This window comes from Planosporangium thailandense, assembly GCF_011947195.1.
In the GTDB taxonomy this organism is placed as follows: domain Bacteria; phylum Actinomycetota; class Actinomycetes; order Mycobacteriales; family Micromonosporaceae; genus Planosporangium; species Planosporangium thailandense.
The window spans coordinates 476,885-500,843 of the sequence record NZ_JAATVY010000002.1 but is presented as its reverse complement, the minus strand read 5'-3'; the positions used below and the strand labels follow the sequence as shown (position 1 = coordinate 500,843).

Genomic DNA, 23,959 nt, shown 5'->3' with positions numbered 1-23,959 from the left:
CCCCATCAAAAGCGATCAAACAGAGAGGGCGTCGAGTACCCCTAGCGCGTGAAGAGCGCGGCCACCGCCTCGTCCAGCTCCCCCTGGTCAGCTGTGCTTCCGTCCAGTAGGGAGGCGGCCAGCGCGGTGATCAGCCGGTGCCGTACGTCATTGCTCTCGTAACGGGGAAGGATGAGGCGCCGTACCAGGTTCGGAGACGCGTCGATGCCCGCACTCGCCGCGGCTGAGCGGCGAACGACCGATGAGTTGAGGAGCGCGCACAGGAAGAGCGCCGGGCCTTGACTGTCGAAAGGCACGAGGACAACCTTCTGGTCCGGAACCGTAGGGTCATCCGGGGCGAGGATCGCTGCCCTCAGGTTCCTGTTCGCGCTGTGCGGCCAGACGACGCGCCAGCAGCCCCCCGTGTACGGCCCGATCCGGAACAGCGTGTACCACGTCTCCGGGTTCCAGCGCGCGACCTCTTTCCGCGCGGCGAGAACCTCCTTGAAGTGGGCCAGGTAAGCATAGGTGAGCGGCGCCTCGCGTAGCAGCCTCGCCTCATTCACGGCCTTCCGGAGATCGCCATCGTGCGGGAGGACGATGTGTCCGGAAGGGGCTGTCTTCCACGCGCGCACGTCGTGTCCCCGGAGCAACGGACGAACATAGGTGGCCTCCACCTCCGCGGTGAACACCTCCAGTGGCGACCGGCGCGAAGGCACGTTCCTGATCGTCAGGTTGCCGTCGTGCTCCTCGACCACGTCGACGTGGAACACACTGTTTCCGCCACCCGTGTTCACGCCACCGCGCGCCCTGAGCTCGGTCCACCTCCTGCCCGGGGCGAGCCGGAGGAGACCGCCCGCTGACGGGTCGCTGGTCAGCCATGGCGACGCGGGATCGTCGGGATCACTGAGGGTCGCCACCGTGGGCGGTCGGGTCGAGCCGTCGGCGGAGATCGCCGTCCACTCGACCGGAAATCCGTGCGGCTGGTCGGCATCGATGAAGGCGACGACAGCGTCCATCCGTACCCCCGTGAACGGGTCGGAATCAGCGCAGTCCCAGATCCGGGTGAAACGGTACTTGCGCCCGGCGGTGGACACGCCTTCGCGCAGCCGCCCGGGCCCCACCGGGGCCTTGAAGGTACTTCTCGGGAGGACGAACGCTATCTGTCCTTCCGGTGCCAGCCGCTCCACTGCCTCATGCACGAAGATGTGCGCCATGTCGGTCTGGCCGGCCGAGATCCGGGCCGCCCAGCCACGCGCATGGTTCAGTCGCGATCCGGCCATGCGCGCCGCCACGGCGTCCCGGTAATCGTCGCTGAGATTCCGCCAGGTGACCCAGGGCGGATTACCGATGTACACGGACGCTTGCGGGACATCGGCGATGTTGGCCACCGCAGCGCTCATGCAGGGTGGCGCCTCGGCCGCGTCGGGGCCCAAGGCGAAGTCTCCCCACACGATCGACACCGGAGGTATGACGCCGGGCCTACCCAGCGCCCTCCACACGTTGATGCGCGCCATCATCACCGCGAGCGGGTTCAGATCCGCGCCCCACAGCTCCTCCGGGCGCCGTCCGCGCTCGAGGAGGGCGACGAGGAAGCGCCCGTCACCGCAGGCGGGGTCGGCAGCGACTCCGCGCTCCGGTACCTGGCTCGCGATCCGCCGGACCAGCCACCCGGGCGTGTAGTGCTCGCCGAGCCGGTGCCGTAGGTCGGGTGTCACCGAGCGGCAGTAGCTGTCACCGATGTCGCCGTCCCTGGCGATCTCGCGGGTGAAGGAGTTCCTGGCCGGCTCGGAGACGGCGGGTTCGGCTCGGGATCCCCAGAGCATGTCGGTCGCAACCCCGGCGTCCTTCAGCAGCAACCACTCGGCCACCGCCCCCGTGGCCCCGGCGGCCCTCACCATCTCCTCGAGAGCTTCGGCGATGCCTCGATGAAAGGCCCGCAGCATCGTCTCGGCCGTACCGCTGTCGGCAGATCCCGTAATCGCCGCCCGCTGGCGCGGTCCGATCGGGAAGAGCAGGCGATGCAGCATGGCACCGTCGACGGGCTCCGCGCTCTTCAGAAGCTCGCCCTGGCGGTACTGTGCGCGATCCCCCACAGGTCATCCTGTCCTCGGTCTCCGGGCCGCTGGCTATATAACCATCGTTGATTGAATCTGCCGTGCAGGCCGCGCGAGGGTCGCGGATCGGGGCGGGCGTCCGGGCGGGCAGCCGAAGGCAGATAGCCGCCGGCGGGTTACTCGCCGTCCGCCCGCCCGAACCACGCGGGCCGGACCTACCCCTTGGCGCGCTGGTTGATCCGCACCTGGTTGCCCGACGGGTCGCGGAACGCGCAGTCCCGCGTGCCGTACGGCTGGTCCATCGGCTCCTGGAGCACCTCGGCTCCGGTCGCCTGGATCCGCTCGAACGTCGCGTCGACGTCGTCGGTCTCCAGCACCAGGCCCGACAGTGACCCCTTGGCCAGCAGCTCGCGCAGGGCCTGCGCGTCCTCGGCCGGGCGGGCCACCCCGGCCGTCTGCAGCACGATGCCCAGCTCGGGCTGGGACGCGGGCCCGACGGTCAGCCAGCGCGCGCCCTCCATGGCGACATCCTGGCGTACCTCGAAGCCCAGCGCGTCGCGGTAGAAGGCCAGCGCGGCCTCGTGGTCGTCGACTTCCAGAAACGTGTACTTGACTGAGAGATCCATGACCCGAACGTTACGAGGCGGGGCTGACCTGCGCTTCTCGATTCCTGCTCGGTCGGGTGACGAGTTTGGCCCAGCAGCCCGGGACGGTGGCGAGGGCCACGTGGTTGCGCGCCCGGTAGGCGCTCGGGCTCTCCCCGACCAGCTCGGTGAAGCGGGCGCTGAACGAGCCGAGGGAGGTGCAGCCGACGGCCATGCACACCTCGGTGACGCTCAGGTCGCCACGGCGCAGCAGGGCCTTGGCGCGCTCGATCCGCCGGGTCATCAGGTAGCTGTACGGTGTCTCGCCGTAGGCCGCGCGGAACTGCCGGGAGAAGTGGCCCGGGGACATGAGCGCGGCCCGGGCGAGTGCCGGTACGTCCAGCGGGCGCGCGTACTCCCGATCGATCAGGTCACGGGCGCGCCGCAGGTGCTTGAGCTCGTCGGGCCTCACCGCACCAGCATAAATCTCGGAGGGTAGCCGGCCGGGTGTCCGCCAGTACGTCAAGATTTTGATCCGCACAGCCGACAACGGCGTCGACCGAGATCAAAATCAGTGGACGCGGAGTATCGCGGGGTGGCTGCCACCTCAGGACGGCACCCACCCCACGTCCATCAGTCCGAGACTTCGGACATCGCGGCACGGACGCGGGCCGCGAGTTCGTCCGGGAACTCCGGCAGACCGTGGTCGGCTGTGGCGTGGACGGCGGCGGCTGCGAGGATGCTCGCCTCGTCGCCGGTGTAGACAGCATCGCAGCCCGGGATGATGTCGCCGCAGCGGAACTTCTTCATGGTGCTTTCCCTTCGTTACCGGTCCGGTCGCTTCCGGACTGCGTGGTCGGTGCTACGCCGGTCACCGTTGCAGCACGGTGATCGCGGCCTCGCTGAGCTCGGCGATGTCGATGAGCCCGATCAGCCGGCCGCTGACGTCCGTACAGGCCAGCGGGGCACCGCGCTGCCAGACAGGTCGGGCCATGGCGCGGCGGATGAGGTCGACAGGTGTCGACGACGGGGCGACCGTGAGCGTCGGTACCAGGCGCGCGGTGCCGAGCGAATCGCCAACCACCACGCCCAGGGGACGGCCCAGGTCGTCGACGATCGCGGTACCCGGCGCCTCGTCGCAGATCACCCCCGGCGTTGCGGAGGGCAGCTGCGCCCGCGGACAGTCCCGTACGAGATGGGCCACGTACTCGCCGAGCTTCACCCGCTGGGCAAGGCCGTGGAGCAGGTCGACCACCCCGGAGTCGAGCGCCGGCCAGGGCGCGGCGGGATGGGCCAGCAGCCATCCCTGCACGAGCGGCACCTCCAGCGACGCGAGGGTCTGCAGTTCGGGGACCGTCTCAACCCCTTCGGCCAGCAACCAGCAGTCCATCCGCGCGGCCAGATCGCCGATGAGTTGCACGAGGGCGCGCCGGGTCGGGTCGGTGTCGACGCCGGCGATGAACTCCCGGTCGAGCTTCACGATGTCGGGCCGGACCGCCAGGAGCTGGCCGAGGCCGGCGTACCCGGTACCGGCGTCATCGACGGCGATGAGACCACCGGCGGCGCGAATCTCGTCGAGCGCGGTACGCAGCTTCCGCTCATCGGTCGCCTGGACGTGCTCGGTGAGCTCGACGACGAGGCGCTGGAGGCCGCCTTCGGCGTGCAACGCGTCGCGGACCGCCGGGTGCGATACCAGATGCGGCTCGACGTTGACCGTGAGGAACGTGTTCGGCGGCAGCGTCCGGCGCAGGGCCAGCGCCTTGTTGATCACCCGGGCGGTGAGCTCAGCGGCGCATCCGAGCCGCTCGGCCTGGGCGAACCAGACGTCCGGGGGCTCCTCCGGTCCGCCGCTGAACCGGGACAGCACCTCGAACCCTGCGACCCTCGCGTGGGCCACGTCGACGATCGGCTGAGTGACCAGGGCAGGCTGGTCGGTGCCCGCCAGGACGGCCGCCAGCGCGCGGTGCCAGTCCATCGGCGCGTCGGCGCCGGGCGCGGGCGTGGTGAAGCTCATGCCAGATCATCGGCCGGTACCCACGACACCTGAGCGATCCGGGCGACGCCGGGTCGGCTATCTCTCTGGGACGTCGACGAATCACCCATAAGACATAAAACGAATCACCTCGTCCGACCCGACCAGTTCAGCCAGAGAGGGCCCACTGCGCCGAGACGGGGACCACCTCTAATGACAATCGCCGATACGCTTGGGCCACGAGTGAGATCACCGGGGAGTTAGGCGTGTCGTTTCGACGTACGTTCATAGCAGATGTGCGCCGGCAGCTAGCAGCGGAGACGGAGAGCAGTCCCATCTGGCGGATTCGTTTCTATGCGGCAAACCTGTCCATCCTTTTCGGGATGATCGGCCTCTTCGGGTTGTTGGCGATGGCGCGAGGCAACGTGTCGTGGGCCATCGCGCCTGGCTGTCTGGTGATGCTGGCCGGTGCCGTGCTCGGCATCTGCGCGCACCGCGCAGCGGAGATCAAGACGTCGCGGCGCTTCGGCTTCTGGGCGGCGATCTGCACGGTAGTCGGGTTCGTGGAGTTCTTCCTCGTGACCTGGTTGTCCTGGCGCGCTCACCACTAAGCCTGATCTCTACGGGGGAACAGTCGTGACGTTGAAAGTGCAGCCGAGTTATCTTGACGGCTACGCGGCCCAGTTGGGCAGGGGCGCAGACGATGCCACCAGCGTGAAGCGGTACCTAGACCAGTACAGGACCGACGGTAACTTAAACGGACCGCTCATCGAACTGGCTGGCACCGCGCAAATCCGCGCAATGAGTACCGCCGCCGAGGCGGCGGCGAAGGCCGCGAGGATCCTGCACGACAGCCAGGAGGGGCTTGCGCGGGCAGCAACCTATTACCGGACGGCTGACGTTGCCGCTGCTGCACGAGCGGATGCGACGCTACCCGGCCGGTGTGCGGGCGCACTAACAGCCTTAGAGAAGGAGTGGGCAGCCAACGAGTGTGCTCCGTCCTTCTCCGATTCCCGCGAGCCATCCGGGCGACTCAAACCGGTTGACGACGTGAAGTACACGCACCCGTTGTCCTTCATGGACGACATCAGCATCTCCAACTGGATGCTGAAGGGCTTCGACTTCGTTTTCGGCTTCAACCCGCTGGACAAGGCCTCAGAGTTCTTCATTGGCGATTGGCAGGCCGTCGCCAAGGGCGGCGTGGCGATCGGTCGGGCCGCCGACGCGCTGCACGACCTTGGATACAACGTGCAGGGCGGCGCCATCGCGCTTCGCGGCGGCTGGACAGGCGTCGCCGCTGGCGCCGCCTACCAGCACTTCACTGGGCTGGCGGGTGGTATCGACGATCTGGTCAACCCGATACGGGAGATCTCCAAGCAGTTCGACTCGATCGCACATGGCGTGTACAGCGTCTCAGAAGCGGTAACAGGCTGGCTCAAAGGCATCGCTGATGCTGCCATCATCGCGGGCATCGCAGCCGCGGCCGGAACCGTAACCGCCGAGACCGGCGTCGGCGCGGTGGTCGGATACGGCGTCGCGACCGTCGAGGTGTGCGAGATGCTCAACATGTGGGCCGACGCCACCGCAGCAATGAGCAAGGTCTACGGTTTCGTGCAGGGCGCCGTCGGAGCCATCGACGCGCTACTGCCCATGCTGCAGAACGCAAGTTTTCCGAATCTGTCCGGGTACAACGCCTACAGCAATCCACTGGCCATAGGCCCCCAGGTCGCGAGCTGAAGCCGGAGGCGCCGACATGCACGACAGCGTGTACGAAGTGGCCAGCGACGACCCCCGCCTGGCGAAGCTGCTGCGCGCCAGCCTGACCAAGCTGGCAACCGGCCCCGAGGGGCCGCTGCGCGAAATGGCCGAAGGCGTCCTGAGCGGCCACCTCGACCTGCGCCGGGCCGCCATGTCGGATGCCTACGGCGACGCGCTTGGATCGGCGTTCGGGCGGTTCTGGTCGCATTATGAGCAGCTCGACCAGCAGGAGCGGGACGAGCTTGTGCGCCGTACGGAGGATCAACTCGACGCGCTGCTCGACGGACCGCGTCCCAGCTGATCTCGCCGAAACGGTTTTCAAGTGTGCGGCAGTTTGGCCATGCTGTAGCTCATCTACCAGCGGGCATGCCCGGCAACCTATTGCGATCATGACCGCTTCCCCCGATGCGGCCCCGGCCCCGGCTGGCCCTCAACGCCCGCTCGATCCGCTTGTTGACCAGCCCCTCCTCGCCGTCGGTGCAGCCGGTGTAGACCCGGAGCAGCACCGCAACCCCATGGCCGCCTCGGCGAGCAACCTCGGTCGCGGGCACTCCCCCGTTCAGCCAAAGTGAGACCGCAGCGTGCCTAAGGTGTACGGACGCCCGGCCAGCGGCGAGGCCGCCTGTTCCGGCGTAAGCGCTTTGGCTCGGGCATTTCGCCAGACCCGTCCGTAGGCGGACTCGGACAGATGGCCGCCCCGAGCTGCTCGGAAGAGACGACCGTCCTCGGCAACGCCGTCACGGTCGATGTGGTCGCGCAGAAGCTTGACCAGCTCCGGCGGTATGGGAATGGGACGGGTCTCGGTCTCGGCACGGCGCTTAAGCCCGCGTACCCGACGCGTCTCGCCGTCGTCTGTCCAGTCGGAGCCGGCTGGCGGCGAGCGGGTCGCGCGGCGTGGCAGCCACGCCGCGCCTTAGCGCGGTCACGGTCCGTAGGCCGTGGTGGTCGGCGTTGGCGTCCCCCGATGCTTGATCGTCCACGCCACCCGTCCGCCGTCCAGGATCTTGGCACCTGTCGGGGGACGGGGCGGTGCGGCGGTGAGCGCACTAAGCAGGAGTGAGGTCGTGGATGCGCTTTACGCGAGGTGGAACTGAGCGCACAGGGCCTGGAGCGTGCTGCTCATCCGGGCCAGTTCGTCGGCGGCCTGCTGGGACTTGCTGACTCCGGCGGTAGTGGTTCCGCTGGCCTCCGCTACGCCGGCGATGTTCTCCGCGATCTGCCGGGCGCCCGCCGCTGCCTGCTCGACGTTGCGGGACATCTCCGAGGTGGTGGCGGTCTGCTCCTCCACGGAGGCCGCAATGACGGTCTGCAGTTCGCTGATCCGTCCGACGATGTGGCTGATCTGTTCGATCGCATTGACCGCCGCGTCGGTGTCGGCCTGGATCGCCTCGACCCGGGCGGTGATGTCCCCGGTGGCCTTGGCGGTCTCCTGCGCAAGCTCCTTGACCTCGCCGGCCACCACGGCGAACCCCTTGCCGGTCTCGCCGGCCCGAGCCGCCTCGATGGTCGCGTTGAGCGCCAGCAGGTTGGTCTGCTCGGCAATCGACGTGATCACCTTGACTACGTCCCCGATCTCCTGCGATGACACGCCCAGCCTGGCGACCGTGGCGTTGGTCTGCGCAGCCATGGTGACGGCCTCGGTGGCGACCCGGGCCGCCTCGCCCGCGTTGTTGGCGATCTCGCTTATCGACGCGCCAATCTCAGTGCTGCCGACGGCCACGGTGTCCACGTGGTGCGACACCTGCCCGGCGGAAGCGGCCACGGTGTCGGCCTGGGCGCTCGCCTCCTCGGCGGAGGCCGCGATGGACACCGACACCGAGGACAGCTCCTCCGAGGCCGTCTGCAGTGAACCGGCGTGCTGGGCCAGATCGGTCACCGTTTCGCGCAGCGAGGTGATGGTGTTGTCCAGCGCGCGTCCGACCTGGCCCAGTTCGTCGGCCTGGTTCAGCTCGGTACGCGCGGTCAGGTCACCGTGCTCCAGTCGGCCCAGCACCCGCACCACCACGGCCAGGGGCCGCACGATGGAGCGCACGATTCGCCAGGCCAGCAGGGCAGCCAGCACGAGGGCCGCGGCCAGGGTGGCGATGGTCAGGGTGCGCGATAGCCGGTCGGCGGAGGCGGCGCCGCTTACCGCGGCGGCGGCCCGCTTCTGGACCGAGGCGACGAGCTTGTCGATGATGTCGGCGCCCTTGGTGTACTGATCGAGCGCGGGGCCGTTGTACAGGCGGACCGCTTCGGCGTTGCCGGCCGGTGTCTGAAGCCGCGCAGCCTGGTACATCTGGTCATCGACCTTGACGAAGTCGTCCAGGTTGGCGGCCACCGCGTCGACCATAGCGGCTTCCTGAGCGGTCAGGGCGCCCCGGTCCACCTGCTTGAGGTGGTTACGGAAGGTGGAGATCTCGTCGATCTCGCCCTTGCGGTTCACCGACTCCTCGCTGCCCTTGACGGACCCGCTCATGTAGTCGACGTTGTAGCCGGCCTGCCATGCTGCAACCGAGCCGTTGTCGTACTTCAGCTGCAGCACCTGGCTCTGGGCCTCCAGGAGCCGCTGCAGGTCACGCTGCGTCTGGCCCTGGCGGGACCCGTTGGTGAGGCCCACCACACCTAGGCCGACCATCAAGGCCGCCATCAGGGTGAACGCTGCAAACAGACGGCGACGAATGCTGCGGGAGACGAACGCGCTCATGCCCATGGCATCGACCGTCAACCCGGGCGTGTGAGACAAAGTTTTGTGTTCCGGGTCTCGAAGTCGATGACCGTCCCGAAATGTCCTGCGGTACGCCGATGCGCCCCCGAACCGTTGTCGGCCGTGGGATCAGGTGGGACATGGCCGGACGCAGCTCGTAGGGGATTTTCGCTGGTCTGAGCGGAGGGCGTGGGATTCGAACTCACGAGGACGGGGAAACCGCCCTAGCGGTATTCAAGAACCCCGGAACTCCAGCGGTGATCATGCCAATGAACAGGCCGGACCGGCCGAGAATCCCCGAACCGGCGTCCGTGCCCACCATGGGCCCACAGCACGCTAGGCCCCCAGCGCGGCGATGAGGGCATCGGTCAATTCGGTGTCGGTGGCACCGAGTAAGCGGCCCGCGAGGACATACTCACGCGCCCGCGCGGTAAGAGCTTCGGCGCGCACGTCTGGCGATGCGTCGGCAAGGGGAGCAACCCGGGTGCCGGCGGCTCGCTTCGTGACGACCAGGCCAGCCGCCTCCAGTTCCTGGTATGCGCGGGCAACGGTTCCGTTGGCCAGGCCGAGGTCGGCGGCGAGCTGCCGGACCGTGGGCAGCCGTTGCCCCGCGGGCAGTGCACCGAGCCTGATCAGATCCGCGATCTGCCCTCGAACCTGCTCGAACGGGGGCACGGCCGAAGCTGGGTCGATCCGGATCGCCGGGGGCGTAGTCACTTCGCGACCACATCAGTGACGGCGCCACCGGCCGTGCCTATACCGGGGCGACGAGGGTCGGGTGGGGCGAACGCCAGCGTGCCGGCGTACCGGGCGAAGGTAACCAGGCCGAGACCCGCGAGGATGCTCAGCCCAAAACCCCATGCCGGCGATCCGCCGCCACGCCAGTCCCACTGGGCGTCGGCGTACCAGAATCCCAGTGCGGTGAAGACGGTCGCGAAGATCGCAGCACAGGTGTAGACAAGGCGCTGGACAGCACTGCTACGCCACACTTCGTCCGCGGCACGTTCGGACTCGTCGACCCCCGCCTGAGGGCTGCGAACGATGAGCCATGCAGCCAGGGCGGTAAGCACTGCGACAACGCTGAGGGTCACCAGCGTGCTGACGAGGCTCACCGGTGCCGCAGTACCGAAGTACCTGACCTCGTGGTCGGGACGGTCCGGGGTGGGATACGCGGCGAAGATCGCAATTCCCGCGCCGAGAAGCCCGATAGTGGCCAGGGCGGTCTTTGGCAGGTAGTCGCGCATCCGTCGGGGGATCAGGCTGGCGGTACCTCGGGCACGCGCCGGTCGGGGCGTCACCACTTCGCCGACGAGTACACCGAGGCTGACCGCTAGGGCCAGAGCGACCGGCGCCAGGTCGAACAGATAGGTACGCGTCAGTGTGAACGCGACGCCCGTCCCGACCGCGAAACCTGCCATTCGCCATCGTCCGCCAATGGTCATTACCCGCTCCTTGTGTCGAGATGTTGATACAAGGTAAGCAGGATTCAGCGCTTGTATCAACCCGCCAGTACAAGTTTCACTGTCGGCGATGGTCCGACTCGCGCTAGGGCCCAGCCGTTCATCACCGGGTTCGGCGTGCTCCACGAATCTGCGGTCGGCGACGTCGCTGCTCGTGAAAGACGGCCTAGCCACCCAGGACTCCGTCGATCCGGCCGTTCATCGTGGCCTGCTGCCCATCGATGCAGTTCGCGTACCCCCGCAGCAGCACGGTCACGCTGTGGCCCAGGCGCCGAGCGACCTCGGTGGCGGGAATCCCCGAGTTCAGCCACAGCGACGCCGCGGCGTGCCGAAGCTCGTAGGGTCGGCGAGCCAGCGGCGACGCCTGTTGCGCCGGCGTCAACGCCTTCTCTCGGGCCATCCGCCACACCTTCCCGTACTCCGTGTCAGGAAAGTCCCGCCAAGAGCATGGGCACCCGCCGTCGGACTTCCGGCGATCGGCCGCTGCAGCGAGCGCCGCCTCCGGCGAGAGATCGACTAACGTGTTCCTCCAGCGCCGGCGAGGTTGGAGGAAGCGGGTGTCGGGGGAGAGCGTCGGTCGGTCGTTAGCCACCTTGGTGTTCGGCGGCGCGTACCTGGCTGTCGGACTGGTACTCGCTACGGACTTCAAGAACCTGACCGAGCGTTTCGTGCGCACTTCGGTCCGGACGAGCCGGGGAATGGCGCGAGTGCCACGTTGGCGTTGGTTGAGGCAGCCGGACGAGGAATCACGACTCAGGGTCCTGGTCGCCCTGGTTCTGGGTTGTATCTGGCTCGTCGAACGCGTCTGGCCCTGGTAACCCGATGTGCCGGCCTACTCGTCTCGTGATTTCAGTCCTGACCCCTACGCGACGCCAACCCTGCGAACGATGAGCACCGCCAGCACGACGGCGCGGCAAGCCCACCCGAGGCCACACGGTCTGGCTATGATCGGACGGCAGTCCTCTTAATCCGCAGGTCGCGGATTTCGGTCTCGGTCGCTACCGGTCATGCTGGCGTAAAAGAGCCAGGTCGTGGTGATCGGTGTCGCGCAGCTCGTAGCCCTGCCGGAACCGGAGCTGTTGGGTGACGGACAGGCAGGGGACCCGCTCCCCCGCGATGCGCCCCTCATCGAACCCGTCAGCAGCGTAGAAGAAGGTCATGCCGTCAAGGCCTGCTTGGGTTCCGCTACCGTCGGCGGCGAAGTTCACCGGGTGGATGTCGACCTTGCGGCCATCCGCGGCGGTCAGCTCCGCACGTACCGGAAGCCAGTCCACCGTTAGCGCGAAGCCCAGATCAGCGAGCACGGCGCGCGCCAAGCTGAGCTGGCCAGCGTCAATAGCGAGATCGAGGTCCCGATGCGGACGACTCTGCCTGCCCGCAACTGCGTCTACCGCCCATCCGCCAGCTACCCACGCCCGCAGACCACGATCGTGTAGGGCGTGAAGCAGTGACACCACCTGGTCCGCTTTCATCGCCACCCGCCTCCCCCGACGCGAAATCCGATCGTACGTAACCGTCGCGGTGCCGGCTTTGCCGCGTAGGCATCATGATCGCGGTGCCCACCGTGTGCCCACAACAAGCCGTACTTTGCTGGACTTGGCCAGACTTTCCCCGGGTGGCCGGAACCTGGGCACGGGACAGGCTCGCACTGCCAAGAGACTCTTCCGGCGCAGGTGGAGCGGAGGGCGTGGGATTCGAACCCACGAGGACGGGGATACCGCCCTAGCGGTTTTCAAGACCGCCGCCATCGGCCACTAGGCGAGCCCTCCAACGCCGCGGTTTCGCCCCGGACAATGATCCGATTCCTCGTCCCCGGTCCGTGACTGGTCCGCAGCCGTGCTTAGTGTGCCATCCTCACCGGCAGCCCCCAAAGCCGACTCGATCCGTCCGTTCATGATCTGTGCTCTTCCCCGCAAACACCGTTGGCGCGGATCTTGATCAGAACGGCCACACTGTGGCCCAGCGTACGTGCCACCTCGGCCACCGGACCGCCCGCAGGCCGGCGGGGTCCTGCGGGGCCCGCATTCCGGTCCGGCCCTCATAAGGGGGCCGGCAGGAGGGGGCGGCGGGCCGATCGCGATCGACCGGCCCGCCTTGCGATCAGGTACGGCGCGTACCCGCCGTCAGATGATCACCTTGGTGCCGCTGCCCCAGTGCAGAGCGTTCCAGCCGGTCACCGGACCGGAGAAACCACCGTCACGGCTGGAGTTGGCGGTCAGCGACAACAGTCCGACATGACCGTTGCCGTAGTCGTAGAACAGCGAGAAATCGGCGATTCTGTCACCGCTGTAGTCGCCCGTGGTGACGAACTTCGTGCCGCCGCCCCAGTGGGGCGCGTCCCAGCGACGCACCGCGCCCGGGAAGGAGCCACCGTTGAAGGTGCCGCTCAGCGTGAACAGCGCGACATGCCCGTGGCCGTAGTCGTAGACCAGCGAGACGTCCGCGATTCCGTCACCGTTGAAGTCACCGGCGTTGACGAACCTCGTTCCGTTACCCCAGTGCGGGGCGTCCCATCTGAGGGACAGCCGCATATAGGGGCCCTCGCCGGATGGGGTGTCGGAGATGGTCAGGGTGAACACCGCGACATGTCCGTTGCCGTAGTCGTAGAACATCGCCATGGTGTCAGCGAACGGGCTAACACCGTTGAAGTTGCCCATGTCAACGAACTTGGTGCCGACGCCCCAGTGCGGGGCGTCCCACCACAGCCGAAGGGAGCCGAAGCCACCAACGATTTTGGCGTACAGCGTGAACACCGCGACGTGACCGTTGCCGTAGTCGTAGAAGAGGGCGAGGTCGTCCTGGAAGTACCCGGTGAAGTTGCCGGAACGCACGAACTTCGTACCGCTGCCCCAGTGCGGGGCGTCCCAGCCGAGCGTCGGGCCGGAGAGGCCCCCGTCGCGGTTGATGTCGGCATACAGGGTGAACACCGCGACGTGACCGTTGCCGTAGTCGTAGAACAGCGCGATGTCCGAGGTTCCGTCACCGCTGAAGTCGCCCGCGACGACGAACTTCGTACCGCCGCCCCAGTGCGGGGCGTCCCAGCGCAGCACCGGCGGGTCGAACGAGTTGCAGCCGTGGCCGGTCATCGTGAACAGCGCCACGTGACCGTTGCCGTAGTCGTAGAACAGCCCGACGTCATCCAACCCGTCACCGTTGAAGTCGGCTTTCATCGTCCGCGGTGCCCGGAAAGGCGTGGCCGGCGTATTTGGGCAGGAGGAAGCCTGAATCCGGCTCGCCGGCCGCGGAGCCGATGCGCCGGCACCGGCGGGGCCGGCCGTCGCGACCAGGACCGCCGCCGTGGCCAGCGCCGCGGCCGCGAAGGCGGAAAAGAGGCGGTTACGCATGTTGTTCCTAACCGATGCGAATGAGTCGGCGAACGCCGAAGAACCGGGGTGATCAACATCGATGCATGCGCATTGTCGCCTCGCTTGATCACTTCAAGCAAGCGACCTGACAGACGGGCAGCGGTACCCGAACGCACGAGAATCTCCCGGCCGACCGCACGACTGCGCTTCCGCGAGCACGCCGCCCACGCGACGCCCGGCAGGCCCTGTCCTGCGGCACCGTTCCGACCGGACCTGTACGGGATCGGCACGCCGTCCCGTCACCCGTACGCGCAGGTGACAGCACCCGCACGGCCAGGTAATCATTGCCGAGTGCGAATTCCTCGGCGGATCGCGATCACCGTGGCGGCGGCTGTCGCCGCGGTGGCTGCGACCGTTGCGGATCCGTGGCAGGCGTCGGCGCGCTCGGTGTTGGTCTCCCTGACACTGTCCCCGAGCTCGGGTCCGAGCACGACGACCATCACCGCCACGTACCGCTACGTGCCGCTGGGACGTAAGGGCCCCAACGGCGGGTGCGGTGCGGAGGTCACGTTCACGTGGGACGGTCAGCGGCTTCAGGGGCCGGGTCGGCCCAATCCCGCCGGGACCTACTGCGCGGCCACCCTGACCTTCACCCCGCCGAAAGGGCTCGACTCACCGGGTCCGCACACCGTCGCGGGCACGCAGGACACCGACACCGCCCAGGCGCAGTTCACCGTCACCGGATCGGGCACGCCCGCCCCGGTCCCCAGCCCGCCGCCGACCGCTCCAAGCCCGGTACCCGCGACCATCGCCCCAGCCACGAGCGTGCACCCGGGCCCGTCGGTGACCCCGACCGCGACGCCGAGTCCGAGCGCTTCCGCCCCGGCGAGCACGGACCCGCTGCCCAGCGAGGAGCCGAGCGACGCGGGCGGCTCCGGGATCGCCGGCGCCACCACGAAACCCCCGGCCGGCAGCTCTGTCGGTACCGTCCTCGCCGTCCTGTTGGGATTGTTCACGATGGTCGGCGGCAGCGTTCTCCTCACTCTGGCGCTGCGCAGGCGGCCCGATGTCGACGCGGCGGAGGCGCCCGACGATGCGACCACGGCGGAAGCATGATCGCGTACCCTCCTCAGCGGCGGATCCCGCCCACCGACTAACGTCAGACAACGTGTACGCGGTGACGATCCGTGAGCCGGGAGGTCCCGACGTCCTGGAGTGGACCGAGGTACCCGATCCCGAGCCGCAGCCGGGCGAAGTGGTGATCAACGTGACCGCGACGGCGGTCAACCGCGCGGACGTGTTGCAGCGCCAGGGCTTCTACCCGCCGCCGCCCGGTGCCCCACCCTATCCGGGGTTGGAGTGCTCCGGCGTGATCGAGCGGATCACCGAGGGGGTCGAGGGCTGGCAGCCGGGCGACGAGGTGTGCGCCCTGCTCGGTGGCGGCGGGTACGCGCAGAAGGTCGCCGTCCCGGCGAGCCAGGTACTGCCGAAGCCGCGTTCGGTCAGCCTCACCGAGGCGGCGGCGCTGCCCGAGGTCTCGTGCACCGTCTGGTCCAACGTGACGGACCTGGCGAAGCTGCGTGCCGGGGAGACGTTCCTGGTCCACGGCGGCGGCAGCGGTATCGGCACGTTCGCCGTCCAGTACGCCAAGGCGCTGGGCGCGAAGGTCGTCACGACGGCCCGGGCGGCCAAGCACGACAAGCTTGCCGACCTGGGCGCCGACGTCACGATCGACTACACGACGCAGGACTTCGCCGATCTGCTGAAGAACCAGGTCAACGTCGTACTCGACATCATGGGCGGGCCGTACCTGCCGAAGAACGTCAGGACGCTCGCCACCGGCGGCCGATTAATGATCATCGCGACGCAGGGCGGCCGTACGGGCGACCTGGACGTCGGCCTGCTGCTCGCCAAGCGGGGTCTCGTGGCGGCCACGACCCTGCGGACCCGGCCGCTGGCGGAGAAGGCCGCGATCGTCCGGGGCGTACGCGACGGGGTGTGGCCCCTGGTCGAGGACGGCCGGATCCGCCCGATCGTCTACCGGACGGTACCGATGCCGCAGGCCGGCGAGGCGCACCGGATTCTGGAGTCGAGCGAGCACTTCGGCAAGATCGTGCTGGTCAATCCCGACGCAGCAGTTTGACCGGGCCGGGCCCCTTGCTGGCCAGCTCGTCGTCGCGGTTGTAGAGCCCGCACGACTTCAGCGACAGGCAGCCGCATCCGATGCAGTCGTCGAGCTGGTCGCGCACCTTCTCCAGGAGCGCGATCCGCTCGTCAAGCCGGCTGCGCCAGGCGCGCGACAGCCGCGTCCAGTCGGCCTTGGTCGGGGTTCGCCCGTCGCCCAACGAGGCCAGCGCCGCCCTGATCTCCTCAAGGGGGATGCCGACCTGCGCCGACACCCGGATGAACGCGACGCGTCTCAGCATCGCCCGCTCGTAGCGGCGCTGGTTGCCTCCGGTACGGCTGGACCAGATCAGGCCCAGGCGCTCGTAGTACCGCAGCGCGGACGGGGCCACGCCGCTGCGGGCGGACAGTTCGCCGATGGTGAGCGCGTTCTGCATCACAGTCCTTGAGTTGAAGTTCACTTCAACTTGCAGCCTAGGCAAATGACTTTGGCAACGACCACCCGCCCCGCCGAACTGATGGCGGCGCTGTACCGACTGACCGGGGACGAGAAGCACGCGCCGGCCGCGCTGTCCACCCTCGACGTGCTCTGGGTGCTCTACGACCGCATCCTGCGGGTCGATCCGGCGCGGCCGGACGACCCCGACCGGGACCGGTTCCTGCTGTCCAAAGGGCACGGTCCCGCCGCGTACTACGCCGTACTGGCCACGAAGGGGTTCTTCCCCGCCGACTGGCTCGATGATCTCGCCGGCCCCGGCAGCCGGCTCGGCCACCACCCCGACCGCAACCTCGTACCCGGCGTGGAGATCAGCGCCGGTTCGCTCGGACACGGCCTGGGGCTCGGCGTCGGCACCGCCCTGGGCCTTCGCGCCCAGGGCCGCACCGCGCCGCACGTCTACGTCCTGGTCGGCGACGCGGAGCTGGACGAGGGCTCCAACCACGAGGCGATCGCGTACGCCGGGGCGACCGGCCTGGCCAGCCTTACCGCGATCGTGATCGACAACCGCTCGGCGACGCACGGCTGGCCGGGTGGGATCGCCGCCCGCTTCGCCGTCAACGGCTGGACCACGGCGGAGGTCGACGGTCGCGACCACGACGACATCGCCCGCGGCCTGCTCACCCGATCGCCCGACCGGCCGCACGTCGTCGTGGCCCGCGTCGAGCCCAAGTTCTCCTAGGAGCGACCATGCGTGAAACCTTCATCGACACCACGACCGCGCTGCTCGACGACGACCCGCGTACCGCGGTGGTCCTCGCGGACATCTCCGTCGACGGCTTCGCCCCGGCCGTGCGGCGACACCCGGACCGGGTGGTCAACGTCGGGATCCGCGAGCAGTTGATGCTCGGCGTCGCGGGCGGACTGGCGCTGACGGGACTCCGCCCGTACGTGCACTCGTACGCGCCGTTCCTGATCGACCGGGCGTACGAGCAGATCAAACTCGACCTCGACCACCAGGGCGTCGGGGCGGTGCTGGTCAGCATCGGCGGCTCGTACGACGCCTCGGCCGAGGGGCGCACCCACCAGTCACCGGGCGACGTCGCGCTGATCGACACGCTGAACGGCGGCTGGACGGTCCACGTGCCCGGCCACCCGGACGAGGCGGCGGTCCTGCTGCGCACGGCCGCGCGGCACGACGACCCGGTGTACGCGCGGCTGTCCGGCCGGGCGAACGCCGACGCCTACCCGGACGCCGGGACCCTGCGGGTGTTGCGGCGGGGCGCGCGGGCGACGGTGGTCGCGGTCGGCCCGATGCTCGATCCCGTCCTGGCCGCCACGCGCGGGCTGGACGTGACCGTGGCGTACACGCACACTCCGCGCCCGTTCGACGCGGCCGGTCTGCGCGCGATCGCCGGCGACCGGGTCGTACTCGTCGAGCCGTACCTCGCCGGGACGTCGGCCCGACTGGTGGCCGCGGCGCTGTCGGACGTACCCCACCGCCTGCTGAGCCTCGGGGTGGGCCGCGCGGAGGTACGGCGGTACGGTTCTCCGGCCGATCACGACCGGTGGCATGGGCTTGATCCGGCATCGCTGCGGAGCCGGATCGGCGGGTTCGTCAACGGGTAGCGGCGCTCGGCACGGTCACGTCGGCGGGCGTCTTCGCCCCGAGCGCCGTCGCGATGACGTCGCTGGCGGTGTGCACGCCCGCGTCCAGGGTGCCGCCCGGCGGCTGGTCGAACATGATCGCGATGGCGTAGCGGGCCTCCGGGCCGGCGAAGCCGACGCTGTCCGTGACCCAGTGCTTGACCTTGTCGTCGGTCTCCAGCGCCCAGCCGTTGGTGACGCCGGGCTGGTTGGGCGCCCCGGCCGCCCACACGCCCCAGTGCTGGGCGGCGCCGGCCCGGCGCGTCGCCGCCATCAGGTAGTCGCGGTCACCGGGGTCGGCCCGGTCGAGCACGTACGTGACGAGGTGCAGCAGGTCGTCCGGTACGCAGGTGAGGGTGTTCCAACGCCGGGCGGCCCCCGCCGCGAACTGCAGTTTCACCATGCCGTACTGCTGCTGGAACCACGGGACGAAGCCGTCCTTGCCGTACCTGTCCCACAGCGCGTCCGCGGCCGTGTCCGAGGAGTTCTCGAGCATGTCGGCGATGTTCTTGCGGGCCGTCGTGTCCAGCTTGATCTCGCCGTTGCGTCCGCGTTCCAGAAGGTTGGCGGCCATCGCGAGCTTGACGGTGGATGACGCCCAGGAGGGCCGGTCCAGCTCACCGGCGCGCCACTCGGTGCCGGTCCGCCGGTCGCGGATGGCCACGCCGAGATGGCCATTGGCCTTCTTGACCAGTTCGGCCGCGGCCTCGAACCGCTGCTGCGCCGCCGGGTCACCCGCCTGCGCGCGGGCTGACGGGACCGCTCCGGCGTCGGGCGGGCCGTTGGCGACGGCGGCGTGATCGGGGCTCTGCGCGATGGCCGTCGGCGCGCCCGCGACGGCAGGGGACTCGTAGGAGCGCGCGTACTTGACCGCAACCACCGCCGCGACCGTGAGCACGAGCGCTCCAGCCGTGATCACCAGCGGGTTGCGTCGCATGTCAGCGCGACTCTCTCAGCCGGCGCGGCAGCGGGTCCGTCACCTCAGCCTCCACAGCCACCCGCGGGACGGGTCCAGCGGTCGACACAGCGGAACGCAGATCACATCGAAACGCGTCTTCGCAGACACCAAGGTAACAGTCGGACGCCGCATCCGCCGCCGTAGTCGCCCGCCAAGCGGGCGGCGATGGCGTCCTCGGTCGGCGATAGCCGGATCCCGGCCCTGTCGTCAACCCATCGAATTCGCTGCACGAATGGGCAATTCACGGCCGCCAAACCGCGCTGCCCACGGGCCCCCGCTTCTCACGATCGGGGCGGCGAACCCGCTGATCCCGCAGCGACCTCGCCACCCCGATCACGATCGGGCGCACCCGGTGGTGCGTCAGTCGCCCACCCGCTGCGAGGGGATCTGCCCCTGCAGCAGGGCACGGACCTCCGACTCGCGGTAACGCCGGTGGCCACCCAACGTACGGATTGCACTGAGCTTGCCCGCCTTGGCCCAGCGGGTCACGGTCTTCGGGTCGACGCGGAACATCGACGCCACCTCCGCCGGCGTCAACAGCGGCTCGGGTTCGTGCGTACGCGATGCCATCGGTCACTCCTCCACAGGTCCCATATACGACGACCGGTGTCCCCGCCGGCCGGCGCGTTTCTCATGGTCCGGCTAGTCCCCGATGTCCGACATGGGCCGAACGGCTGAAGGTCGCTGTATGGATGGATGATGAATCGGCGAATTTTTGCCGCTTTGAGGGGATCCTACGGCATAAATCGGGCGTTCCGCTACCCCAAATCGGCCTCCAAACGCGAAAAGCGCTCGCGTCTGGCCACCCCCAAATTCACCCATTTGATAAAAACCACCCAAACAGGCCGCTCGTATGGTACGGGAGGTGTCCACCGGCCGCCCGACATCAGTTGCACCGTTCCAGCAGTTGCACGGCGCGCCACCGCTCCACGAGGCGCTCATATGCCGAGGTAGCGGAGTCTGCTTCGCCCCGACCGACGGCCGCAAGGCCTGCCGCCACCAACCCTGGAGAGTCGTCCTCGGCGAGGGAATCGTCGGATAGCAGATTGACAAGGCCCCCGTAGTCCAGCTCGACGACCGAGCGGGGGTGGAACTCCTCCAGCCACCGCGCCGTCTCCTCGACCGCGGCCGTGATCGGCGCGTCGCCGAGCGACCGGCGCAGCACCGACCGCGCCCGGTGGGCCCGGCGACGCGCCTTGGCGATCTCCGTCCGGTAACGCAGCACGCGCCGCTCCGGACCCAGCACCAGCTCGCGCTCGGACAGGTCCACGAAGACGAACCAACGCAGCGGCACACCCCAGGTGGCCACCTGCTCGTGCACTCTCGGCATGCCCCGTTCCAGCACCCGGGCGCCGCTACGCCAGTCATCGAGGACGCTCCGCGCCAGTCCGGCGAACAGCGGCGGCACGAACGCGTCGGCCAGGACGCCCGGCACCCCGTCGCGCGCGGTGAGCGCGGCTTCGGCGACCCGGATGCGCAGGTTCCACGGGCAGATCAGCAGGTTCTCGTCGGCTTCGAGGACGTACGCCTCGTCGGGCAGTTCGGGTAGTCGGGTCCAGCCCGCGCCGAGCGCCTCCAGGACGGCCGTACGCTGGCGGCCCGGCCCCTCGGCGGGCGCCACCGCGCGCCCCTCCTTCACGTAGCGGCGCCAGTAGACCTGACGCTCCCGGTCGAACGCGGTAAGTGGCTCGTACACCCGAAGGTATGAGGCGAACAGTGACGGCACGCCGCGATCGTGCCACGTTTGGACACGCCGCCGCACTTTCCCCGCGATGGGACGTCATCAATCCGGGCAGCCGGTCCACGAAATGGGGCACTCAGCCGTCGATCGACGCGCGTACGGGCTCGGAGCACTAGGCTCAGGTCTTGCCGGCACCACCCGGCCGGCCTTCCATTGCCTTGGCCCCACAAGGAGTTCCCATGGGCGTTTTCACCGCCTCGGACGGCTACGAGCCGACCGGTCATGAGCAGGTCGTGTTCTGCCAGGACAAGCAGAGCGGCCTCCGCGCGATCATCGCGATCTACTCCACCGCCCTCGGGCCCGCGCTCGGCGGTACCCGCTTCTACCCGTACGCCAGTGAAGAGGACGCCGTCCGCGACGCGCTCGACCTCTCCCGCGGCATGGCGTACAAGAACGCGCTCGCCGGCCTCGACCTCGGCGGCGGCAAGGCGGTCATCTGGGGCGACCCCGATCGCGACAAGTCCGAACCGCTGCTGCGCGCGTACGGGCGGTTCGTCGAGTCGCTCGGTGGCCGCTACTACACCGCGTGTGACGTCGGCACCTACGTCCAGGACATGGACGTCATCGCGCGTGAGACGCGGTTCGTGACCGGACGCTCCGAGGCGCACGGCGGCGCCGGCGACTCCTCCGTCCTGACCGCGTACGGCGTGTTCCAGGGCATGCGGGCGGCGGCCGAGCACCGTTGGGGCACGCCCACCCTCGCCGGCCGGCGGGTCGGCATCGCCGGCCTGGGCAAGGTGGGCAAGCACCTGACCAGGCACCTGCTCGACGACGGCGCCCAGGTGGTGGCCACGGACGTGTCCGAGCGCGCCCTCGAGTGGGCGCGGACCACCTATTCCCAGGTCGACCTCGTCGACGACGTGACCAAGCTGATCACGTCTGACATCGACGTGTACGCCCCCTGCGCGCTGGGCGGCGCCCTGAACGACGACACCGTCGCCCTGCTGCGCGCCAAGATCGTCGCCGGGGCGGCCAACAACCAGCTCGCGCACCCCGGTATCGAGAAGCTGCTGGACGAGCGGGGCATCCTGTACGCCCCCGACTACGTGGTCAACTCGGGCGGCGTGATCCAGGTCGCCGACGAGATCGAGGGCTTCAACTTCGACCGGGCCAAGTCCCGCGCCAGCAAGATCTACGACACCACCCGGCAGATCCTGGAGCTGGCTCGCGACGAGGGTGTGCCCCCGGCGGTCGCCGCCGACCGGCTCGCCGAGCGCCGGATGGCCGATGTCGGCCGGCTGCGGACGATCCGGCTGCCCCGGGAGCGCTGAGCCCGCCCTCTCCATGATCAGGGAGCGTTCCGTCCGGAACGCTCCCTGATCATCCCGTGGTGCCGGGCTAGCCCTGCCACCAGGCATTACGACCCTGGCCGAACCGGTGTGCAAAGCCACCGGCACGCCGGGGAGGGCGAGATGCCGAAACCGCGTGACGACATGTACCGTAAGAGCCACGAGAGATGCCTGACGTGTGGGGCTCGCCGGGAACGGCTGCCCCGTAATTTCGTGCGAGGGGGTCGAGCCATGGGGCGCGGCCGTGCTAAGGCCAAGCAGACGAGGGTGGCCCGGGAGCTGAAGTACCACTCCCCGAACACCGACCTCGCCGCGTTGCAGCGGGAGCTGGCCGGAAACAAGCGGACGTCCGACGACGACTTCGACGAGTACGGCGAGTACGTCGAAGACGACGAGGAGGACGAGGAAGAGGAGGACGACCGCGAGGCGGGAAGAAGCTCACCTCCGGGCCGTCGCTGACCTCTCACATCACCTCGGGCACGTGGACTTGATCCGCGTGCCGCGTTCTGTCCGGGTCACTCCACCCGATCACCCTCCGACGGTGCGCCACGGGCGCCTTCCGTGAGCGGCGCACTGGTCACACCCAGGTCCCACTGTGCCGATCTCCCGTGCCGTACGCACGTACCGCACGGGAGACACGGCTCAGGCGACGTTGTGGGTCACCGCGGACGGTTGTTCCAGTTGTAGAACGTCGGGATGTTCTCGAAGTGGTTCCAGGCGCACACCGCGCTGCCGCCGTCGCCGCCGGGGAGTTCTGACCGCGCGGAACGGGCCGCCCGGGCGTGCGCCAGCAAACGCTCGAGGCCAGCGGCAGCCCCGCGCACCCGAGCCGCGACCGCATCAGTGGGTTCGGGCATGGTCGAGCACTCCCTCCAGTAGCTGGATCTTGCTATTTCGGCAGTGGCTGGTCTGCGTACCGTCGAAGCGGCCGTGCTCGAAGTACCGGTTGGCCGCGTGGGCGCCGCCGCAGAACCCGAAGTAGGGGCACGCGTTCCGGCACGCCTCGACCCCCGCGAGGTACTCGGGTACCCAGGACGCGGAGCCCGCGGCCCCACGCAACACCTCGTCGAGCGGGGTGGTCAACACGTTGCCGCTGCTGAAATCGCCGTAGCGCGGGTCGGTGAAGCCGGCGAGCTCGGGTGAGAACAGGAAGACCCGGCCGTCGGCGGCGACCGTCGGGATCGGGTCGAGCGCCCGGGGCAGCACCTCGTCAGCCGTCCCGTCGAGGACGGCGCCGGCGTACCGCAGAGTCCATTCGACCTCCCGGACGTGGAGCCGGGGGTCCGACCGCCAGGCCTCCACCAGCTCGGCCCAGAAGGTACGCACGGCGTCGTCGCCGAAATCGTTGGAGCGGGAGTTGACGCCCTCCCGCTCCTCGATGTTGAAGCCCAGCACCTCACAGCCGAGCTCGAGGAAGTACGCGTACAGCTCCTTGGCGAGGCCGCCGCGGGGGGCGGAGACCACGCACAGGGCGGAGAACGGGATGCCGTGCCTGCGCAGCGCCTCGACGCCGCGCAGGATGCGCCCGTACGCCGGGGAGCCGCCCCGGGTGACCCGGTCGGAGTTCGACTCCGCCGGCCCGTCGACGCTGACGCTCACGCGTACGTCGTGCCTGACGAAGAACTCGCACCAGGCGTCGTCGATGAGTGTCGCGTTCGTCTGTACGTGGTGCTCGACACCGGCGAACGGCGCCATCAGGTCGGCGAGGTGCGCCCGCCCGGCCGCGAGGGGCTCCCCGCCGTGCCAGACCACCGAGAACCGGTCGTTCGCGGCCGCCCACCCGTTGACCGAGGACGCGACCGCCCGCGCCACCTCCGCCGGCATGCGGCGGTCAACCGCGCGATGCGGCAGGTAGCAGTACGCGCAGTCGAGATTGCACAAGGTGGTCGGTTGCATGACGACGTACCCCGGAACCGGGGCGATCCCTCGCATGCCCGTCCACAAACCGGTGTCCTCCTCGGGC

The 23,959-nt window shown here is 69.0% G+C and carries 26 protein-coding genes and 1 tRNA gene; 9 read left to right on the top strand and 18 right to left on the bottom strand.

Annotation, left to right across the window (positions count from 1 at the left end; all coding sequences use genetic code 11):
* Nucleotides 1-41 precede the first annotated feature (41 nt).
* The 5 genes from HC031_RS05115 to HC031_RS05095 form a co-directional block, all read right to left on the bottom strand.
* Nucleotides 42-2,075: an N-6 DNA methylase gene (locus HC031_RS05115; RefSeq protein WP_167923958.1), complete on the bottom strand. Its 2,034-nt coding sequence runs from the start codon at nucleotides 2,073-2,075 to the stop codon at nucleotides 42-44.
* Nucleotides 2,076-2,251: 176 nt separating this feature from the next.
* A complete protein-coding gene (locus HC031_RS05110; protein ID WP_167923957.1) occupies nucleotides 2,252-2,662 on the bottom strand; it encodes a VOC family protein in 411 nt (136 codons plus the stop codon).
* Between the two features lie 10 nt (nucleotides 2,663-2,672).
* Nucleotides 2,673-3,092, bottom strand: coding sequence for a helix-turn-helix domain-containing protein (locus HC031_RS05105; protein WP_167923956.1), 420 nt, complete (start codon nucleotides 3,090-3,092; stop codon nucleotides 2,673-2,675).
* Between the two features lie 161 nt (nucleotides 3,093-3,253).
* Nucleotides 3,254-3,430 (bottom strand): DUF1059 domain-containing protein, encoded by a 177-nt coding sequence (locus tag HC031_RS05100; RefSeq protein WP_167923955.1) that lies wholly within the window; start codon nucleotides 3,428-3,430, stop codon nucleotides 3,254-3,256.
* 61 nt (nucleotides 3,431-3,491) lie between these two features.
* The gene (locus HC031_RS05095) at nucleotides 3,492-4,634 is read right to left on the bottom strand and encodes an EAL domain-containing protein (protein WP_167923954.1); all 1,143 of its coding nucleotides are present in this window, start codon (nucleotides 4,632-4,634) and stop codon (nucleotides 3,492-3,494) included.
* A 224-nt stretch (nucleotides 4,635-4,858) separates the two neighbouring features.
* Between HC031_RS05095 and HC031_RS05090 the strand changes: the two genes are divergently transcribed.
* Genes HC031_RS05090 through HC031_RS05080 form a run of 3 tightly spaced genes read left to right on the top strand, consistent with a single transcriptional unit; the run spans nucleotide 4,859 to nucleotide 6,651 of the window.
* Complete coding sequence (locus HC031_RS05090; RefSeq protein WP_167923953.1) at nucleotides 4,859-5,203, top strand: DUF5353 domain-containing protein; 345 nt, start codon at nucleotides 4,859-4,861, stop codon at nucleotides 5,201-5,203.
* Between the two features lie 25 nt (nucleotides 5,204-5,228).
* The gene (locus HC031_RS05085; protein ID WP_167923952.1) at nucleotides 5,229-6,329 is read left to right on the top strand and encodes a hypothetical protein; all 1,101 of its coding nucleotides are present in this window, start codon (nucleotides 5,229-5,231) and stop codon (nucleotides 6,327-6,329) included.
* A gap of 16 nt (nucleotides 6,330-6,345) precedes the next feature.
* The gene (locus tag HC031_RS05080; protein ID WP_167923951.1) at nucleotides 6,346-6,651 is read left to right on the top strand and encodes a hypothetical protein; all 306 of its coding nucleotides are present in this window, start codon (nucleotides 6,346-6,348) and stop codon (nucleotides 6,649-6,651) included.
* 774 nt (nucleotides 6,652-7,425) lie between these two features.
* Here the strand turns inward: HC031_RS05080 and HC031_RS05075 are convergent.
* The 7 genes from HC031_RS05075 to HC031_RS05045 all read right to left on the bottom strand — a co-directional run bounded on the left by HC031_RS05075 (nucleotide 7,426) and on the right by HC031_RS05045 (nucleotide 13,666).
* The gene (locus HC031_RS05075; protein WP_205862231.1) at nucleotides 7,426-8,979 is read right to left on the bottom strand and encodes a methyl-accepting chemotaxis protein; all 1,554 of its coding nucleotides are present in this window, start codon (nucleotides 8,977-8,979) and stop codon (nucleotides 7,426-7,428) included.
* 393 nt (nucleotides 8,980-9,372) lie between these two features.
* A complete protein-coding gene (locus tag HC031_RS05070) occupies nucleotides 9,373-9,711 on the bottom strand; it encodes a GntR family transcriptional regulator (protein WP_338090483.1) in 339 nt (112 codons plus the stop codon).
* A gap of 38 nt (nucleotides 9,712-9,749) precedes the next feature.
* Entirely contained in the window at nucleotides 9,750-10,478 is a 729-nt protein-coding gene (locus tag HC031_RS05065; RefSeq protein ID WP_167923950.1) for a hypothetical protein, read from the bottom strand.
* Nucleotides 10,479-10,662: 184 nt separating this feature from the next.
* The gene (locus tag HC031_RS05060) at nucleotides 10,663-10,896 is read right to left on the bottom strand and encodes a site-specific integrase (RefSeq protein WP_420813597.1); all 234 of its coding nucleotides are present in this window, start codon (nucleotides 10,894-10,896) and stop codon (nucleotides 10,663-10,665) included.
* Between the two features lie 598 nt (nucleotides 10,897-11,494).
* A complete protein-coding gene (locus HC031_RS05055; RefSeq protein ID WP_167923949.1) occupies nucleotides 11,495-11,968 on the bottom strand; it encodes a nucleotidyltransferase domain-containing protein in 474 nt (157 codons plus the stop codon).
* Between the two features lie 207 nt (nucleotides 11,969-12,175).
* Nucleotides 12,176-12,265: transfer RNA gene (locus HC031_RS05050), tRNA-Ser, on the bottom strand.
* A 354-nt stretch (nucleotides 12,266-12,619) separates the two neighbouring features.
* Nucleotides 12,620-13,666, bottom strand: coding sequence for a hypothetical protein (locus HC031_RS05045; RefSeq protein WP_167923948.1), 1,047 nt, complete (start codon nucleotides 13,664-13,666; stop codon nucleotides 12,620-12,622).
* Between the two features lie 486 nt (nucleotides 13,667-14,152).
* Between HC031_RS05045 and HC031_RS05040 the strand changes: the two genes are divergently transcribed.
* Both HC031_RS05040 and HC031_RS05035 read left to right on the top strand, forming a co-directional pair.
* A complete protein-coding gene (locus HC031_RS05040) occupies nucleotides 14,153-14,917 on the top strand; it encodes a hypothetical protein (RefSeq protein ID WP_167923947.1) in 765 nt (254 codons plus the stop codon).
* A gap of 52 nt (nucleotides 14,918-14,969) precedes the next feature.
* Nucleotides 14,970-15,944: a zinc-binding dehydrogenase gene (locus tag HC031_RS05035; protein ID WP_167923946.1), complete on the top strand. Its 975-nt coding sequence runs from the start codon at nucleotides 14,970-14,972 to the stop codon at nucleotides 15,942-15,944.
* Here HC031_RS05035 and soxR read toward each other — a convergent pair.
* Complete coding sequence (gene soxR, locus HC031_RS05030) at nucleotides 15,922-16,362, bottom strand: redox-sensitive transcriptional activator SoxR (protein ID WP_167923945.1); 441 nt, start codon at nucleotides 16,360-16,362, stop codon at nucleotides 15,922-15,924. The genes HC031_RS05035 and soxR overlap by 23 nt on opposite strands.
* Nucleotides 16,363-16,443: 81 nt before the next feature.
* On the opposite strand from soxR, the gene HC031_RS05025 reads away from it, so the two are divergent.
* Both HC031_RS05025 and HC031_RS05020 read left to right on the top strand, forming a co-directional pair.
* Nucleotides 16,444-17,103: a transketolase gene (locus HC031_RS05025; protein ID WP_240942150.1), complete on the top strand. Its 660-nt coding sequence runs from the start codon at nucleotides 16,444-16,446 to the stop codon at nucleotides 17,101-17,103.
* Between the two features lie 8 nt (nucleotides 17,104-17,111).
* A complete protein-coding gene (locus HC031_RS05020) occupies nucleotides 17,112-17,990 on the top strand; it encodes a transketolase family protein (RefSeq protein WP_167923943.1) in 879 nt (292 codons plus the stop codon).
* On the opposite strand, the gene HC031_RS05015 is transcribed toward HC031_RS05020, so the two are convergent.
* From HC031_RS05015 to HC031_RS05005, 3 genes are all read right to left on the bottom strand, one after another.
* Nucleotides 17,980-18,945, bottom strand: a complete 966-nt coding sequence (locus HC031_RS05015; RefSeq protein ID WP_167923942.1) for a serine hydrolase — start codon at nucleotides 18,943-18,945, stop codon at nucleotides 17,980-17,982. The genes HC031_RS05020 and HC031_RS05015 overlap by 11 nt on opposite strands.
* Before the next feature lie 381 nt (nucleotides 18,946-19,326).
* A complete protein-coding gene (locus tag HC031_RS05010; RefSeq protein ID WP_167923941.1) occupies nucleotides 19,327-19,536 on the bottom strand; it encodes a BldC family transcriptional regulator in 210 nt (69 codons plus the stop codon).
* A 316-nt stretch (nucleotides 19,537-19,852) separates the two neighbouring features.
* Nucleotides 19,853-20,692 (bottom strand): DUF8083 family protein, encoded by an 840-nt coding sequence (locus HC031_RS05005; RefSeq protein ID WP_167923940.1) that lies wholly within the window; start codon nucleotides 20,690-20,692, stop codon nucleotides 19,853-19,855.
* 194 nt (nucleotides 20,693-20,886) lie between these two features.
* Between HC031_RS05005 and HC031_RS05000 the strand changes: the two genes are divergently transcribed.
* Together HC031_RS05000 and HC031_RS04995 are read left to right on the top strand one after the other, a co-directional pair.
* Nucleotides 20,887-21,978 carry a Glu/Leu/Phe/Val family dehydrogenase gene (locus HC031_RS05000; protein WP_167923939.1) on the top strand — a complete coding sequence of 364 codons (1,092 nt, stop codon included), beginning with the start codon at nucleotides 20,887-20,889 and terminating at the stop codon, nucleotides 21,976-21,978.
* A 249-nt stretch (nucleotides 21,979-22,227) separates the two neighbouring features.
* A complete protein-coding gene (locus HC031_RS04995; protein ID WP_167923938.1) occupies nucleotides 22,228-22,455 on the top strand; it encodes a DUF3073 domain-containing protein in 228 nt (75 codons plus the stop codon).
* Between the two features lie 200 nt (nucleotides 22,456-22,655).
* On the opposite strand, the gene amcA is transcribed toward HC031_RS04995, so the two are convergent.
* Nucleotides 22,656-22,853 carry a multiple cyclophane-containing RiPP AmcA gene (gene amcA / locus HC031_RS04990; RefSeq protein ID WP_167923937.1) on the bottom strand — a complete coding sequence of 66 codons (198 nt, stop codon included), beginning with the start codon at nucleotides 22,851-22,853 and terminating at the stop codon, nucleotides 22,656-22,658.
* Nucleotides 22,837-23,928: a cyclophane-forming radical SAM peptide maturase AmcB gene (gene amcB / locus HC031_RS04985; RefSeq protein ID WP_167923936.1), complete on the bottom strand. Its 1,092-nt coding sequence runs from the start codon at nucleotides 23,926-23,928 to the stop codon at nucleotides 22,837-22,839. The genes amcA and amcB overlap by 17 nt, the downstream gene beginning before the upstream one ends.
* Nucleotides 23,929-23,959: the final 31 nt, after the last annotated feature.

Bases quoted from the DNA above. Each gene is read 5' to 3' on its own strand.
- HC031_RS05110 (WP_167923957.1), bottom strand. From the start codon at position 2,662: ATGGATCTCTCAGTCAAGTACACGTTTCTGGAAGTCGACGACCACGAG.
- HC031_RS05100 (WP_167923955.1), bottom strand. From the start codon at position 3,430: ATGAAGAAGTTCCGCTGCGGCGACATCATCCCGGGCTGCGATGCTGTC.
- HC031_RS05095 (WP_167923954.1), bottom strand. From the start codon at position 4,634: ATGAGCTTCACCACGCCCGCGCCCGGCGCCGACGCGCCGATGGACTGG.
- HC031_RS05080 (WP_167923951.1), top strand. From the start codon at position 6,346: ATGCACGACAGCGTGTACGAAGTGGCCAGCGACGACCCCCGCCTGGCG.
- HC031_RS05075 (WP_205862231.1), bottom strand. From the start codon at position 8,979: ATGGCGGCCTTGATGGTCGGCCTAGGTGTGGTGGGCCTCACCAACGGG.
- HC031_RS05065 (WP_167923950.1), bottom strand. From the start codon at position 10,478: ATGACCATTGGCGGACGATGGCGAATGGCAGGTTTCGCGGTCGGGACG.
- HC031_RS05060 (WP_420813597.1), bottom strand. From the start codon at position 10,896: ATGGCCCGAGAGAAGGCGTTGACGCCGGCGCAACAGGCGTCGCCGCTG.
- HC031_RS05055 (WP_167923949.1), bottom strand. From the start codon at position 11,968: ATGAAAGCGGACCAGGTGGTGTCACTGCTTCACGCCCTACACGATCGT.
- HC031_RS05045 (WP_167923948.1), bottom strand. From the start codon at position 13,666: ATGAAAGCCGACTTCAACGGTGACGGGTTGGATGACGTCGGGCTGTTC.
- soxR (WP_167923945.1), bottom strand. From the start codon at position 16,362: ATGCAGAACGCGCTCACCATCGGCGAACTGTCCGCCCGCAGCGGCGTG.
- HC031_RS05025 (WP_240942150.1), top strand. From the start codon at position 16,444: ATGGCGGCGCTGTACCGACTGACCGGGGACGAGAAGCACGCGCCGGCC.
- HC031_RS05020 (WP_167923943.1), top strand. From the start codon at position 17,112: ATGCGTGAAACCTTCATCGACACCACGACCGCGCTGCTCGACGACGAC.
- HC031_RS05015 (WP_167923942.1), bottom strand. From the start codon at position 18,945: ATGCGACGCAACCCGCTGGTGATCACGGCTGGAGCGCTCGTGCTCACG.
- HC031_RS05010 (WP_167923941.1), bottom strand. From the start codon at position 19,536: ATGGCATCGCGTACGCACGAACCCGAGCCGCTGTTGACGCCGGCGGAG.
- HC031_RS05000 (WP_167923939.1), top strand. From the start codon at position 20,887: ATGGGCGTTTTCACCGCCTCGGACGGCTACGAGCCGACCGGTCATGAG.
- HC031_RS04995 (WP_167923938.1), top strand. From the start codon at position 22,228: ATGGGGCGCGGCCGTGCTAAGGCCAAGCAGACGAGGGTGGCCCGGGAG.
- amcA (WP_167923937.1), bottom strand. From the start codon at position 22,853: ATGCCCGAACCCACTGATGCGGTCGCGGCTCGGGTGCGCGGGGCTGCC.
- amcB (WP_167923936.1), bottom strand. From the start codon at position 23,928: ATGCGAGGGATCGCCCCGGTTCCGGGGTACGTCGTCATGCAACCGACC.